General features: G+C 64.8%; 13 protein-coding genes. 7 read left to right on the top strand and 6 right to left on the bottom strand.

Going from position 1 to position 13,389, the window contains the following annotated elements; all coding sequences use genetic code 11:
* Nucleotides 1-16 precede the first annotated feature (16 nt).
* The 3 genes from C2847_RS03045 to C2847_RS03035 all read right to left on the bottom strand — a co-directional run bounded on the left by C2847_RS03045 (nt 17) and on the right by C2847_RS03035 (nt 4,414).
* Nucleotides 17-1,093 carry a TRAP transporter substrate-binding protein gene (locus C2847_RS03045; RefSeq protein ID WP_105317013.1) on the bottom strand — a complete coding sequence of 359 codons (1,077 nt, stop codon included), beginning with the start codon at nt 1,091-1,093 and terminating at the stop codon, nt 17-19.
* A gap of 71 nt (nt 1,094-1,164) precedes the next feature.
* Nucleotides 1,165-1,530 carry a response regulator transcription factor gene (locus C2847_RS03040; protein WP_105317012.1) on the bottom strand — a complete coding sequence of 122 codons (366 nt, stop codon included), beginning with the start codon at nt 1,528-1,530 and terminating at the stop codon, nt 1,165-1,167.
* Nucleotides 1,508-4,414: an ATP-binding protein gene (locus C2847_RS03035; RefSeq protein ID WP_105317011.1), complete on the bottom strand. Its 2,907-nt coding sequence runs from the start codon at nt 4,412-4,414 to the stop codon at nt 1,508-1,510. Before C2847_RS03035 ends, C2847_RS03040 begins: the two co-directional genes overlap by 23 nt.
* Before the next feature lie 113 nt (nt 4,415-4,527).
* On the opposite strand from C2847_RS03035, the gene C2847_RS03030 reads away from it, so the two are divergent.
* From C2847_RS03030 to C2847_RS03020, 3 genes are read left to right on the top strand one after another with little or no spacing between them, the layout of a single operon-like run.
* Complete coding sequence (locus C2847_RS03030; protein WP_105317028.1) at nt 4,528-5,673, top strand: acyl-CoA dehydrogenase family protein; 1,146 nt, start codon at nt 4,528-4,530, stop codon at nt 5,671-5,673.
* 10 nt (nt 5,674-5,683) lie between these two features.
* Nucleotides 5,684-6,427: an electron transfer flavoprotein subunit beta/FixA family protein gene (locus tag C2847_RS03025; RefSeq protein ID WP_105317010.1), complete on the top strand. Its 744-nt coding sequence runs from the start codon at nt 5,684-5,686 to the stop codon at nt 6,425-6,427.
* A gap of 10 nt (nt 6,428-6,437) precedes the next feature.
* Nucleotides 6,438-7,379: an electron transfer flavoprotein subunit alpha/FixB family protein gene (locus C2847_RS03020; RefSeq protein WP_105317009.1), complete on the top strand. Its 942-nt coding sequence runs from the start codon at nt 6,438-6,440 to the stop codon at nt 7,377-7,379.
* A gap of 62 nt (nt 7,380-7,441) precedes the next feature.
* Here the strand turns inward: C2847_RS03020 and C2847_RS03015 are convergent, their stop codons facing one another.
* Nucleotides 7,442-7,864, bottom strand: coding sequence for a hypothetical protein (locus C2847_RS03015; RefSeq protein ID WP_105317008.1), 423 nt, complete (start codon nt 7,862-7,864; stop codon nt 7,442-7,444).
* Nucleotides 7,865-7,937: 73 nt separating this feature from the next.
* Between C2847_RS03015 and C2847_RS03010 the strand changes: the two genes are divergently transcribed.
* The 3 genes from C2847_RS03010 to C2847_RS03005 are packed head-to-tail and all read left to right on the top strand — an operon-like array spanning nt 7,938 to nt 10,436.
* Nucleotides 7,938-9,503, top strand: a complete 1,566-nt coding sequence (locus C2847_RS03010) for an acyl-CoA carboxylase subunit beta (RefSeq protein ID WP_105317007.1) — start codon at nt 7,938-7,940, stop codon at nt 9,501-9,503.
* Between the two features lie 28 nt (nt 9,504-9,531).
* Nucleotides 9,532-9,708 carry a hypothetical protein gene (locus C2847_RS12245; protein ID WP_164835621.1) on the top strand — a complete coding sequence of 59 codons (177 nt, stop codon included), beginning with the start codon at nt 9,532-9,534 and terminating at the stop codon, nt 9,706-9,708.
* Nucleotides 9,709-9,764: 56 nt separating this feature from the next.
* The gene (locus C2847_RS03005; protein ID WP_105317006.1) at nt 9,765-10,436 is read left to right on the top strand and encodes a type-5 uracil-DNA glycosylase; all 672 of its coding nucleotides are present in this window, start codon (nt 9,765-9,767) and stop codon (nt 10,434-10,436) included.
* Here the strand turns inward: C2847_RS03005 and polX are convergent.
* On the bottom strand, nt 10,414-12,141 hold the full coding sequence (gene polX / locus C2847_RS03000) for a DNA polymerase/3'-5' exonuclease PolX (protein ID WP_105317005.1): 1,728 nt from the start codon (nt 12,139-12,141) through the stop codon (nt 10,414-10,416). The two genes, C2847_RS03005 and polX, sit on opposite strands and share 23 nt — an antisense overlap.
* A 32-nt stretch (nt 12,142-12,173) precedes the next feature.
* Here polX and C2847_RS02995 point away from each other — a divergent pair, with 32 nt between their 5' ends.
* Nucleotides 12,174-12,422: a hypothetical protein gene (locus C2847_RS02995; RefSeq protein ID WP_015717202.1), complete on the top strand. Its 249-nt coding sequence runs from the start codon at nt 12,174-12,176 to the stop codon at nt 12,420-12,422.
* Here C2847_RS02995 and C2847_RS02990 read toward each other — a convergent pair.
* On the bottom strand, nt 12,388-13,386 hold the full coding sequence (locus C2847_RS02990) for a dihydroorotate dehydrogenase-like protein (RefSeq protein WP_105317004.1): 999 nt from the start codon (nt 13,384-13,386) through the stop codon (nt 12,388-12,390). The two genes, C2847_RS02995 and C2847_RS02990, sit on opposite strands and share 35 nt — an antisense overlap.
* Nucleotides 13,387-13,389 lie beyond the last annotated feature (3 nt).

Below are 13,389 nucleotides of genomic sequence, written 5' to 3'. Positions count from 1 at the left end.
CCTTCCCCACGTTTCCTCAAGCGGTGGGGAAGGCGAAGCTTTCATAGCCCAGCTCGGCCACGGAGAACCAGCGGTACTGTTCGTTGCGGAAGGCCCAGTAAGCGGAATACACCTTGCGGTAGGTGGCGTCCTTGGCCGCCTGTTCCTCGTACAGGGCCCGGGCTTCCTCGAGGGCCTTCTTCATGATCTCCCCCGGCCAGCGGCGCAGGCGCACCCCCGCCTTGAGAAGGCGGTTCAGGGCCGGAGGGTTCTGGGCATCGTACTTGGCCATCATGGTGAGGTTGACCTCCGCCGCCGCCACCTGGAAGGCCTCCTGGAATTCCTTGGGAAGCCTCTGCCACTCCCTTTGCGAAACCAGGAAGGAAAGCTGGGCGCTGGGTTCCCAGAAGGAGGGGTAGTAGTAGTAGCGGGCCACCTTGTAAAAGCCCAGCTTCTCGTCGTCGTAGGGGCCGGAGAACTCAGTGGCGTCGATGGTACCCCGCTCCAGGGCCGGGTAGATATCCCCAGCGGCCAGGGTCTGGGGCACCACCCCAAGCCGCCCCATCACCAGTCCCCCAAGGCCAGGGATGCGCATCCGCAGGCCCTTAAGGTCCGCCACACTCTTGATCTCCTTGCGGAACCATCCTCCCATCTGGGCCCCGGTGTTTCCCCCAGGGAACTGGATCACCCCGAAGTCGGCATAGACCGCGCGCAGGAGGTCCAAACCGCCGCCATACCGCATCCAGGCGTTGTGCTGCCGGTAGGTCATGCCAAAGGGCACGCCCCCGTCAAAGGCCAGGGTGGGGTTCTTGCCCACGTAGAAGGGGCCATAGGTGTGGCCTGCCTCCACGGTTCCCTGCTGGACCGCATCCAGCACCTGGCCCCCGGGAACGATCTCCCCCGCCTGGTAAACCCGGATCTGGAAGCGGTCGCCGGTGAGTTCCGCTACCCGCTTGGCCAAATCCTCGGCACCGCCATAGAGGGTATCCAGGCTCCTGGGATAGCTGGACACCAGCCGCCAGCGCACCTGCGGGGCGGCCTGGGCAAAGGCCCTGTAGGAAAGGCTTGCCGCTAGACCCACCCCCACCCCTTTGAGAAACTGCCTCCGCCTCATGCCTTCCTCCTTTTCGCGTATATAAGTATACACCAGCCCGCCCCAGGCTATTCAGGCCGTCCGAAGGCCCATTACCCTTCTTCCCGGACCAACAGCCGGTCCACCTGGGCCAACAGGGTCTGGGTTTCAAAGGGTTTGCCCAGGAAGGCTTGCGCCCCTGCCTCGAGGGCCTCCCGCCGGCTTTTCTCGGAAACGCTGGCGGAAAGGGCCAGAATAGGAGTGGAAAGACCCAAGGCCCGCATCCTCTGGATCACCTCAAGGCCAGATACCCCGGGCATCACCAGATCGCACACCACGAGATCGTAGGGTTCGGAAAGCTTGTCCAAGGCCGCCTGGCCGGAAGAGGCCCAGTCCACCTGGTGCCCGGCCCGCTCGAGAATGCGGCGCACCATGTGGGCCACCAAGGGTTCGTCCTCAACCAGAAGGATGCGGGCCATACAAGGGTAGGATAACCCGAAAGAGGCTTCCTTTGCCCTCCTCGCTTTCCACCTCAATCCGGCCCCCGTGGGCCTCCACGATGTGCTTGGAAATGAAAAGGCCAAGCCCCGTGCCCGAAACCCCCCGGGTCTGGGCATTCTTGGCCCGGGCGTAGCGCTGGAAAAGCCTGGGAAGCTCCTCCTTGGGGATGCCAGGGCCCGTATCCTCCACCTCCAGGACCACCCTGTCCCCTTCCTGCCGGGCCCGAAGGTAGACCCGCCCGCCCGGCGGGGTGAACTTGAAGGCGTTGGAAAGCAGGTTGCCCACCACCTGAACCACCCGGTCGGGGTCCGCCTCCAAAAGGGGAAGCTCCTCCAAAGCCACCTGGAACTCCACCCCGGAAAGCCGCGCCACGCCTTGGAAGCTCCTGGCCAAGTCCTGAAGAAGGGGCCTCAGGTTCACGGGTCTTCGGCTCACCTCAAAGCGGCCGGCCTCGAGGCGGCTCGTGTCCAGGAGGTTATCCACCATGGTCTTGAGCCGGAAGGCGCTTTCCAGGATGAGGTCCACCGACTCCTGGGCCGAGGGGGAAAGCCCCTCCTCCCGAAGAAGCTCGGCCAGGCCCATGATCACCGCCAAAGGAGTGCGGAGCTCGTGGCTTACGGCGGCGATAAACTCCCCCTTAAGGCGCTCTGCCTCCAGCCTGGGACGCAGGTCGTGCAGGTCCACCACTACCCCCTGCACCCGGGGGTCAGCCAGGAGGTTCCGCCCCCAGGCCTCCACGGAAATCGGGGTGCCGTCCGCGCGAAGGACCCGGAACTCCCCGGTACGCACTTCCCCCGGGTGGCTCAAAAGCTCGCGGAACAAGGCCTCCGCCAACCCCCGGTCCTCGGGGTGAACGAAGTCCAGAGCCCTCAAGGGAGCCTTTTTGTACCCCTCGGGGTCATAGCCCAGCACCGGGCGCACGCTGGCGCTCACATAACGGATAAGCCCTTCCCCATCCAGCACGTAGACCACGTCCTGGGAGTGCTCCAAAAGCGCCTTGAGGCGCTCCTCCTCGGCCTCCACCAGTTCCAAAAAGCGAGCCTTTTCCAGCACCAAAGCCAGCAGGGTCCCCACCTGAACCAGCCGGGAGAGGAGCTTCTCGGAAAAACGCCTCTCCCGCCGAAAGCCCAAAAGGAGTCCCCCCCGGAACCCCCCCGCCCGGAAGGGAACCACCAGGGCGCTCTTAAGGCCCAGCCTCTGCGCCACCCCGCAGTCCTGGGCCTCCAGGACCTCCGCCCCCAGGGGCTCTCCCCCCATCAGGGCTTTTTCCAGGAGGTTGGGCCGGGGAAGGGGCCCGGGAAGGGCGCAAGTGCTGTAAAGCACCCTTTGGCTACCCCCCTCCTCCGCCAAGAGCAACCCCTCATCCGCGTTGAAAAGAGCCTGTAGGCGCTTGACGATGGCCTCGGTCAAGGGAGCGAGGCCCGGTTGGCGCAAGGCTTCCTTGGCCAGGTCCACCAAGGTCTGGGTGAAGGCCACCTGCTCCCTCAGGGCCCGCTCCATGCGGGTGCGCTCGGTGATGTCGTGGAGGACCAAGACCCGCATCTCCCCCACCTGCTTTCCCCGGACGCTATACGTGGCCCCTCCCAGGCTAAACTCCAACCTTCCTCCTTCCAAGGCGGGCTCCAGGGCCGCGGGAAGGTCCTCGAGGGACACCGTGGACCCCACGGAAAGCGCCTGGCGGGCCTTCCCGTTGGCAAAACCCTCGGAACCGAAAAGCACCACCACCCCGTCGGGAAGCTCCTCCAGCACCTGGGAAAGCCGCCTGCGCTCCGCCGCCAGGGCCAAGGAAAGCTCCTTTTTTTCCCGGTAAAGCTGGGCATTCCTGAGGACTACCCCCGCCACGCCGGTGAGGAGCTCCACGTAGCGCACCTCCGCCTCATTCACCCCTGGTCCCCCAGGCCCGTGGTCCACGGCCACCGCCCCCAAGGCCTCCTCCTCGGCCAGGATGGGAACAAAGGCCACGCTGGGACCCATCTCCTGGGCCACATGCGGGGGCAGGCTCTCCCTTGCCAGAACCAGGGTCCTCCGCTCCCGCACCGCCTTGGCCAGGGGATCCGGGGAAGAAGCCAGGGACAGGCGGATGCGGCTGATGCCCTTCGTCCAGTAAAGGTCTTTTCCCCGCACCGTGAGGTAGCCCTCCAGGTAGTCCTTACCCTCCTCCCCCTTCACCAGGGCCACGGTCACCCGATAGAAACCGAACCGCTCGGAAAGGACGCGGGCCAGGGTCTCCAGCACCGCGCTGGGCTCGAGGACCTTGGCCACCTCCCGGGCCAAGGCGCTCACGTGGGATAGGGCCTCCGCGTGGCGGGAAAGCTCGGCCAAAGCCCGGTTTCGCTCCGAGAGGAGTTCGCCGTTTTTCAAGGCCAAGGCCGTAAGCTGGGCCAGAAGGGGCATCAAGGAAAGAAGGGACTGGGGCACCCCTTCCAGGCTCAACACCCCCTTGGGGGTAAACCGGCTGCAGGAGGGACAGACCAGGGCCCGGGTCTCCCGGGAGGCCTTGGGGCGCGCGCTGCACCGGCTCTCCGGATCCGACCAGCAAAACACCGTCTCCTCCCCCACCACCGGCAGAAGCCACTCCTGTCCTCGCTTCACGGGCCCCTCGGCGAAAAAAGCCTCCTGCACGGGCCCTTTTGCGTATAGGGGCAGGGCGATGGCGGAAACCGTGTAGTGGCGGCCCCGGCCCGAGGCCACCTCTCCCACCAGCTCCCGGGTTTCCCGGTGGTAGAGGAAGAGGGCTGCCCGCTCCACTCCTTCCTCCGTGGCCACCTCGAGGAGGTTGCGCAGAATTTGCGTGGGTTCCAAATCCTTCAACAACGCCCGCTGAAAGCGGCCTAGAACCTCTATTTGCCCTGCGAGTCGCATCTGCCTCCAATGGTAGCATGGGGGCGGGGTTGCAAGGGGAAGGGCAAAATCTTAGACTGGGTCAAAGAGCGGGCCTTAGGCCCCACCCCTGGCAGGCCGCCAAGGAGGAGGTTATGCCCATAGACTTCAGCCTCACCGAGGAACAACGGCAGCTCCAGGCCCTGGCCCGGCGCTTCGCCAAGGAGGTCATCCTCCCCGTGGCCCAGGAGTACGACGAGAAGGAAGAGGTGCCCTGGCCGGTCATAGAAAAGCTCCACGAGGTGGGTCTCCTGAACGCCATCATCCCCGAGGAGTATGGGGGGATGGGCCTCAAGATGCTGGACGAGGTCATCGTGGGGGAAGAGCTGGCCTACGCCTGCATGGGCATCTACACCATCCCCATGGCCAGCGATTTGGGGATCACTCCCGTGCTTCTAGCCGGCAATGAGGAGCAAAAGCGCCGCTTCCTCAAGCCCCTTACCGAGAAACCCGCCCTGGCCGCCTTCGCCCTCAGCGAGCCGGGAAATGGCTCGGATGCCGCCGCCCTTAAAACCAGGGCGGTACGCCAGGGGGATTACTACATCCTTAACGGCACCAAGATGTGGATCTCCAACGGGGGCGAGGCCGAGTGGGTGGTGGTCTTCGCCACCTTGAACCCCGAGCTGCGCCACAAGGGGGTGGTGGCCCTGGTGGTGGAAAAAGGCACCCCGGGCTTCAGCGCCGTGAAGATCCACGGGAAGATGGGGCAAAGGGCCTCGGGAACCTACGAGCTGGTGTTTGAGGAGGTCAAGGTGCCCGTGCAAAACCGCCTGGGGGAGGAGGGCGAGGGGTTCAAGATCGCCATGAACACCCTCAACAAAACCCGCATCCCCGTGGCGGCGGGAAGCGTGGGGGTGGCGCGAAGAGCCCTGGACGAGGCCAAAAAGTACGCCAAGGAACGAGAAGCCTTCGGCCAGCCCATCGCGGGCTTCCAGGCCATCCAGTTCAAGCTGGCGGACATGATGATCGGCATCGAAACTGCCCGCATGTACACCTACTATGCCGCCTGGCTCGCCGATCAGGGCCTGCCCCACGCCCACGCCAGCGCCATCGCCAAGGCCTACGCCTCGGAGATCGCCTTTGAAGCCGCCAACCAGGCCATCCAGATCCACGGCGGCTACGGGTACGTGCGGGAGTTCCCCGTGGAGAAACTCCTAAGGGACGTGAAGCTCAACCAGATCTACGAGGGCACCAACGAGATCCAAAGACTCATCATCGCCAGGCATCTCCTGGCGGAATAGGAGGTAAGGGATGAAGTTCGTGGCGGTCATCAGACAGGTACCGGACGGGGAAAGCAGGCTGAGGATCCAGGGGGACCGGGTGGACCTTTCCGGAGCCACCCTGATCCTGGACCAGATGGACGAGTATGGGGTGGAGGAAGCCCTTCGCCTAAAGGAGAAGCACGGGGGCGAGGCCATCGTGGTGGGCTTCGGCCCCGAGCGCGCCGAGGAGGCCATCCGCACCGCCTTGGCCATGGGGATGGACCGGGGCATCCACGTGGTTTACGAGGGCTACGCCGATCCCGTGACCGTGGCCGAGGCCCTGGCCCCCATCCTGCGGGAGGAATCCCCTACCCTCATCCTTACGGGCGGGCAGCAGGCCGACTGGGATAGCCAGGCCCTGGGCGGGGCTTTGGCGGAAGCCCTGGGCATGCCGGTGGTGGCCTGGACCACGGCCCTCGAGCTGGAAGGGGAAACCGCCAGGGCCAAGCATGACCTGGACGAGGGAGCGGAGTGGGTACGGGTGCGGCTTCCTGCGGTCTTCACCACGCAACAAGGCCTGAACGAGCCCCGCTACCCCACCCTGCCCGGCATCATGAAGGCCAAGAAGAAGGAGATCAAAAAGGTGGCCTTTCAGGGCGCAAGCCGGGTGGAAATCCTCCAGGAGAGCATCCAGGAGAAGACCCGGCTTCAGAAGATTCTGGACGGCAAGGATCCCGTGGCGGCGGCCGAGGAGCTGGTGCGGCTTCTCCACGAGGAAGCCAAGGTGATCTGAGGAGGCATCCATGATCCTGGTGGTTCTGGACCACGATGGAAACAAGTTGAGGAAGGCGAGCCTCGAGGCCCTGACCCGGGCCCGGAAGCTCTCTGAGGCCTTTGGAGAAGGGGTGGCCGGGGTGCTTTTGGCGGAGGGCCAAGCCCCCGTGGAAGAGGCCCGAGCCTACGTGGAAACCCTTTACGTGGCGGAGCTCGGTCCCTACACCGCTGAGAAGTGGGCGGCGGGGATCCTGGAAGCCGCCAAGGCCGGGGTAAAGGCCATCGTCGCCCCTTCTTCCCGGCAAAGCCGCACCTACATGGGCCGGGTGGCCTATGCCCTGAAGGCAGGGCTTCTGGAGGACACCCTGGAGTCCTGGGCGGAAGGAGGCGAGGTCTACGCCACCCGTTACGCCTACCTGAACCGGGTGACCCAGAAGGTGAAAACCGCTCCCCCAGTGGTCCTCACGGTGAAACCCAACACCACTCCCCTGGCGGAACCCCTGGGCCAGGCAGGCCAGGTGGTGGCGCTTCCCATCCCTCCGGTCCCCACCGTGGAGGTGCTGGAGAGGGTGCAGGAGGAGAAAAAGGGTGTCTCCCTCACCGAGGCAAACGTGGTGGTCACGGGAGGCCGGGGCATGGGTGGCCCCGAGGCCTTCAAGGAAGCGGAGGAGCTTGCTGCCCTCCTGGGCGGGGCTGTGGGAGCCACCCGGGCGGTGGTGGATGCCGGCTGGCGTCCCTATAGCGAACAGGTGGGCCAGACGGGGAAGACCGTGCAACCTTCCCTGTACATTGCCCTGGGAGTTTCCGGAGCGGTCCAGCACCTAGCGGGGATGAACAAGAGCAAGTACATCGTGGCGGTGAACAAGGACCCCGAGGCCCCCATCTTCAAGCACGCCGACTACGGCATCGTGGGGGATGTGCACCAGGTGCTCCCCGCCTTGATCCAGGCGGTCAAGAAACTTAAGGACTAGCTACGGCCAGGGGCAAAGGGCGGGCAGGGAAATCCCTGCCCGCCCGGAGCTTCAGTCCATCCCTACTCCTTCCTGGGCGGAGCTCCTTCGCTTTCCATACGCGAGACCTCGTGGTTCTCCTGTCCTGGTGATCCCTGCCCCTCGGCCCCTTCCTTTCCCCGGTTGCCGCGAAGAAGCTGCAACAGGAAGAAAAGGAGCACCGCCGCCACCACCACGCCCACCGCATAGGGCCAGGCGGGGGCGCTTGGGGCCTTTGGCACCTCGGGGAGGGAAAGAGGTGGGGACGGAGCCTTGAAGACCTCCTGTTCCAGCTTGCCCACCCGATCGCCCAAGGCCTTCAGGACTTGCTCCTGGGCCTGCACCCGACTCTCCAAGGCGGCCACCTGGCCCTCGAGGGCCCGGAGGCGGGCATAGCCCTGGTAGCTAGCCCAAACCACAAGAAGCGCCACCACCAGCAAAAGGACCAGGCTTAACCAGCGCTTCACTCCTCTCACCTCCTCTGCCGGGCCCCCTTACCGTGGAAGCAAACCCGGCTTCTTAGTATATCATGCGGCCAGTATGGCCGACAACGCCAAGCTTATCCTGGATGAGCTACTGGCTGAGCTGGAGGAAAGGCGGAAAAGGATCCTCCTGGGAGGGGGAGAGGAACGCATCCGCAAGCAGCACCAGCAGGGGAAGCTTACCGCCCGGGAGCGAATAGAATACCTTTTGGACCCGGGAAGCTTTGTGGAACTCATGCCCTTTGCCGAGCACCTGGAAACCGGTCTCATGGAGGGGGTTGAGGCTCCGGCGGATGGGGTGGTGACCGGCTACGGCACCATCGGGGGCCGTTTGGTCTTCGTCTTCAGCCAGGACTTCACCGTCTTGGGCGGCTCCTTAGGCAAGATGCATGGGCGCAAGATCGCCAGCCTCATGGACCTGGCGGCCAAGGTGGGGGCTCCCATTGTGGGCCTCAACGACTCCGCTGGGGCCCGCATCCAGGAGGGAGTGGATAGCCTCTCCGGGTACGGGGAGGTCTTCTACCGCAACGCCATCTACTCCGGGGTGGTGCCCCAGATCTCCGCCATCCTGGGGCCCTGCGCCGGGGGAGCCGTCTACAGCCCCGCCATGACCGACTTCATCCTCATGAGCCGGGGGACCAGCTACATGTTCATCACCGGCCCCGAGGTGATCAAGAGCGTGACCCGGGAGGAAGTGAGCTTTGAGGAGCTGGGCGGGGCGGACGTGCACATGGAGAAAAGCGGGGTGGCCCACCTCGAGGGCCGAAACGACCAGGAGGTCCTGGACCTCATCAAAAAGCTTCTCTCTTACCTGCCCCAAAACAGCCGGGAAAAGCCCCCGGTGGTGGAACCCAAGGACGATCCCCTCCGCCCCACCCCGGAGATCCTGGACATCGTCCATCCCGACGCCAAAAGGCCCTACAACATGCACCAAGTGATCCGCACGTTGCTGGACGATGGGGAGTTTTTGGAAATCCAGCCCGGCTTCGCCAGGAACATTATCGTGGGCCTGGGCCGGCTGGGCGGTTACCCCGTGGGGGTGGTGGCCAACAACCCCCGCTTCATGGCCGGGGCTTTGGACATCAACGCCTCCGACAAGGCCGCCCGCTTCATTCGCACCATGGATGCCTTCAACATCCCCATCCTCACCCTGGTGGATGTCACCGGGTTCCTGCCCGGGGTGGCCCAGGAGCACGGGGGGATCATCCGCCACGGGGCCAAGATGCTCTTTGCCTACGCCGAGGCCACGGTGCCCAAGATCACCCTCATCGCCCGCAAGGCCTACGGCGGAGCCTACCTGGCCATGAACTCCAAGGACATGGGGGCGGACGTGGTCCTGGCCTGGCCCACGGCGGCGGTGGCGGTGATGGGGGCCGAGGGAGCCGCCAACATCATCTACCGGCGGGAGATCCAGTCCTCCCCCAACCCCGAGGAAACCCGCCGCCGCAAGATCGAGGAGTACCGCCGCGCTTTTGACAACCCCTGGGTGGCCGCAGGGAGGGGGTACATCGACGACGTGATAGACCCCGCCCACACCCGCCGCATCCTCTACCAGCACCTGAGGATGCTCTGGGACAAGAAAGAGGAGCGCCCCTTCAAAAAGCACGACAATATCCCTCTTTAAGGCGTAGCGGCTACAATGGGGCTAAGCCATGACCCCAGTCTGGCTCAACCTTGCCTTGACCAGCGAGAAGGAAGCCCTGGCCGAGGCGCTTCAGGCCCGGGGATTCCAGGTGGGAACTCCTCCCCCACCGGTCCCGGCGGTGGTGCTCTTGCGAAACCGCGAGCAGGCCACGCGGGCCATCGGCCCCGGGCACTGTGGCGAGTAAGCCTCAAACCCTCCCCATAACCCCCGCCCCAGGGCGGAGGTTATGCTTATAAGCCGATGGATCTCTCCTCGTGGGGTGCCTTTAAACAGGAACTCACCAGCTGCACCCGCTGCCCCAGGCTGGTGGCCCACCGGGAGGAGGTGGGGCGGAAAAAGCGCCGGGCCTTCCGGGATTGGACCTACTGGGCCAGGCCCGTCCCCGGTTTCGGGGACCCCCAGGCACGCCTGGTTCTCTTCGGCCTGGCCCCTGGGGCCCATGGCTCCAACCGCACGGGCCGACCCTTCACCGGGGATGCTTCCGGGGCCTTCCTCTACCCCCTCCTCTACCAAGCGGGCCTCTCCAGCAAGCCAGAAAGCGAGCCCCACGACGACCTAAGGCTCTACGGAACCTACCTCACCGCCGCTGTGCGGTGTGCCCCCCCGGAGAACAAGCCCACCCGGGAAGAACTCCTGGCCTGTAGCGCCTGGACCCGGGTGGAGCTCGGGCTCCTTCGGGAGGCCAGGGTCTACCTGGCCTTGGGCCGGATCGCCCTCGAGGCCCTCCTGGGCCACTTCGGCATGAAGAAGTCCGCCCATCCCTTTTTCCACGGGGCCCACTACCTCCTGCCGGATGGCCGCCACCTCCTGGCCAGCTACCACGTTTCCCGACAGAACACCCAGACGGGCAGGCTCACCGGGGAGATGTTCCTGGAAATCCTGCTAAAGGCTAAAGGCCTCGCCGGCCTTTAAGCCAGGCGGTAAGCTGCGGGTAGGGGAGCACGTTGAGCACGCGCTCGGGCCCTATCCAGGCCCTCTGCGCCGTACCCACCGCTAGCTCCATGAAGCGCAGGTGCTCCGCCTGGTGGGCATCGGTGGAGAGGCTGATCCATAGGCCCATCCCATAGGCCATCCGGGCCAAGTCGTCGGGAAGGTCCATGCGGTCGTAATACCCATCGATCTCCACCGCCACGCCCCGTTCCTTGGCCTTTTTAAACACCGCCTCCCAATCCGCCTCAACGGACGCCCGCCTCCCGATGAGCCGGGCCGTGGGGTGGGCCAGCACGTGCACGAAGGGGTTTTCCAGGGCGCGCAGGATCCTTTTGGTCTGCTCGGCCTTGGAAAGTTTAAAGTTTGAGTGGATGGAAACGAGCACCAGATCCAGCTCCCGCAGAACCCAGTCCGGATAGTCCAAGGAGCCATCGGGCCGGATGTCCACCTCGGCCCCCGCCAGCAGGTGGGGAGGACCATGGGTTTCGTTGAAGCGGCGGATGGCCTCTATGCGCTTCAGGGCCTCCTCGGGGGATGGACCTCCCGCCACCCGCACCGCCGGGGAGTGGTCGGTGACCCCCAGGTACTGGTAGCCCAGGGACTTGGCCGCCTGCCAGAGCTCCTCGAGGCTATTCTGCCCGTCGGAGTACGTGGAGTGGACCTGCAAGTCCCCCTTCACCTGGGAAAGCTCGAGAAGCCTGGGAAGCCTTCCCTCCAAGGCTGCCTCGATCTCCCCGTGGTCCTCCCGCAAGGCAGGGGGAATGAAGGGTAGCCCCAGGGTCTCGTAAACCCCTTCCTCCGTCTCCCCTGCCAGGCGCTCTTCGCCTCTATAAACCCCATACTCGGAAAGCTTCAAACCCTTTTCCTGGGCCAGGCTCCGAAGCCGGATGGAGTGTTCCTTGCTCCCGGTGAGGTACTGGAGCCCGGAGCCCCAACTCTCGGGCGGCACCACCCTCAGGTCCACCTGGAGGCCGTTTTTCAAAAACACCGTGGCCCGCTCCTTGCCCTGGGCGTACACCTCCTTCACCTGGGGAAGCCTCACGAACGCCTTCACCACCTCCTCGCTTCTTTCGCTGGCCACCAGGTAGTCCAGGTCCCCCACCGTGTCCTTATACCGCCTGGCGGACCCGCAAAGCTCCGCCTTCTCCACCCCGGGCAGATCCCGGATAGCAGCGAGGAGGTTCCGCGCCAAGGAAAGCACCGCCCCTAAGGGCCTGCGCTTACCCGCCACCTGTACCAAGCCCAGCCCCTCCCGGATCCTTTCCGCCCTTTTGGGGCCGAAACCCTTAAGGCGAAGCGGGTCTCCCCGATCCAGAGCTTCCTTTAGTTTTTCCAGGGAATCGATGCCTAGCTCGTCATAAAGCTGCCGGGCGGTCTTGGGCCCCACCCCGGGCACCTCCATCACCGCCAGAACCCCCTTTGGCACCCGCTCCGCAAGCTCCCGGTGCTTTCTCATCTCCCCGGTGGCGAGAAACTCCAAGATCTTTTCCGCCAGATCGGGCCCGATCCCGGGAAGGGCAAGAAGGGCCTCCTTTCCTCCTTTGGCCACCTCCTCAATGGGGGTATCCAGGTCATAGAGGGTTCGGGCTGCCTGGTAATAGGCCCGCACCCGAAAGGGGTTATCCCCCAGAAACTCGCTCATAAGCCCAATCTCCTCAAAGAGGCGGGCCAGCTCCTGGTTCCTCATGCCCTCACTATACGGGTATACTGGGCCTGCCCATGCCCCCACCGGACCGGTTCCGCAAGGCGGTGTTGGAGATGCTGAAGCAGGAGGGCCGGCCCCTCCACTATACCGAGGTGGGCCGCCGCCTGAAGGAAGCAGGGCTCTGGGCCGAGGTGAAGGAGCCGGAAAAGATCGCCAAGATCCGGCTTTCCGCCTTAGCCCGCTGGTCCAGAAGCCCGGTGGTGGCTCTGGGAAAGGGGTTTTACGCCCTCAGGGAAGAAGGCGATACGAGCCCAGAACCCTGAGGTAGTTGGCCCTTTCCAGGGCGGCAGGTTCCGCCACCTTCCGGTAGCTCATCACCCCCCGCATCTCCCCCACGCTTGCGTACTCCTTTTCCTCCATAAAGGCCTTGAGTTCCTCCAGTACGGTGCGGAAGTGCCCGGGCCCCTTTTCCAGGACGGCCGAGGTCATCATCACCACCTGGGCCCCGGCCAGAAACCCCTTGGCCGCCTCCTTCCCCGAATGCACACCCCCCGTCAGGGCCAGCTCCAGGCCGACCCGGCCGTAGAGGAGGGCGATCCAGTGGATGCGCAAAAGGGCCTCGTAGGGACGCGAAAGGCTTAAGGTAGGCACCACGGAAAGGGTCTCCAGGTCCAAGTCGGGCTGGTAGAAACGGTTGAAGAGGACCAGGGCCCGGGCCCCTGTGGCCTCCACCCCCTTGGCGAAGTGGGCGAAGGCGGTGAAGGCGTGCCCCACCTTGACCGCCACCGGTATCCGCACGCTTTCCACCACCGCCCGGATGGTATCCAGGTACATGGCCTCCACTTCCGCCCCGGAAAGGGCAGGGTCGGTGGGAATGTAGTAGAGGTTAAGCTCTATAGCGTCGGCCCCTGCCTCTTCCAGAAGCTGGGCGTACTCCACCCAGCCCCCCCGGCTGATGCCGTTCAAGCTGGCGATGATGGGGATGGAAACCCGTTCCTTGGCCCGGGCAAGAAGGTTTAGGTGGCGCTCAGGGGTCAGGCGGTACTCGTGGGCCCGGGGAAAGTAGGAAAGGGCCTCGGCGTAGCTTTCGTGGCCGTAGTGCAGGTAATGGTCCAGCATCTCCTCCTCGAGGGTCACCTGCTCCTCAAAGAGGGAGTGCATCACGATGGCCGCCGCCCCCCCGTCCTCCAGACGCAAAAATCCATCCAGCCGCTCCGTGAGGGGCGAGGCCGAAGCCACCAGAGGGTGCTCCAAGGCCAAGCCCAGGTACGTGGTCCTCAGGTCCATACC

This window comes from Thermus tenuipuniceus (assembly GCF_002964845.1).
In the GTDB taxonomy this organism is placed as follows: domain Bacteria; phylum Deinococcota; class Deinococci; order Deinococcales; family Thermaceae; genus Thermus; species Thermus tenuipuniceus.
Note: the sequence above shows the minus strand (reverse complement) of the source record. Positions and strands in the feature narration are given on the sequence as shown.

Coding starts and splice junctions, on each gene's coding strand:
- C2847_RS03045 (WP_105317013.1), bottom strand. CDS start 1,093: ATGAGGCGGAGGCAGTTTCTCAAAGGGGTGGGGGTGGGTCTAGCGGCA.
- C2847_RS03040 (WP_105317012.1), bottom strand. CDS start 1,530: ATGGCCCGCATCCTTCTGGTTGAGGACGAACCCTTGGTGGCCCACATG.
- C2847_RS03035 (WP_105317011.1), bottom strand. CDS start 4,414: ATGCGACTCGCAGGGCAAATAGAGGTTCTAGGCCGCTTTCAGCGGGCG.
- C2847_RS03030 (WP_105317028.1), top strand. CDS start 4,528: ATGCCCATAGACTTCAGCCTCACCGAGGAACAACGGCAGCTCCAGGCC.
- C2847_RS03025 (WP_105317010.1), top strand. CDS start 5,684: ATGAAGTTCGTGGCGGTCATCAGACAGGTACCGGACGGGGAAAGCAGG.
- C2847_RS03020 (WP_105317009.1), top strand. CDS start 6,438: ATGATCCTGGTGGTTCTGGACCACGATGGAAACAAGTTGAGGAAGGCG.
- C2847_RS03010 (WP_105317007.1), top strand. CDS start 7,938: ATGGCCGACAACGCCAAGCTTATCCTGGATGAGCTACTGGCTGAGCTG.
- C2847_RS12245 (WP_164835621.1), top strand. CDS start 9,532: ATGACCCCAGTCTGGCTCAACCTTGCCTTGACCAGCGAGAAGGAAGCC.
- C2847_RS03005 (WP_105317006.1), top strand. CDS start 9,765: ATGGATCTCTCCTCGTGGGGTGCCTTTAAACAGGAACTCACCAGCTGC.
- polX (WP_105317005.1), bottom strand. CDS start 12,141: ATGAGGAACCAGGAGCTGGCCCGCCTCTTTGAGGAGATTGGGCTTATG.
- C2847_RS02995 (WP_015717202.1), top strand. CDS start 12,174: ATGCCCCCACCGGACCGGTTCCGCAAGGCGGTGTTGGAGATGCTGAAG.
- C2847_RS02990 (WP_105317004.1), bottom strand. CDS start 13,386: ATGGACCTGAGGACCACGTACCTGGGCTTGGCCTTGGAGCACCCTCTG.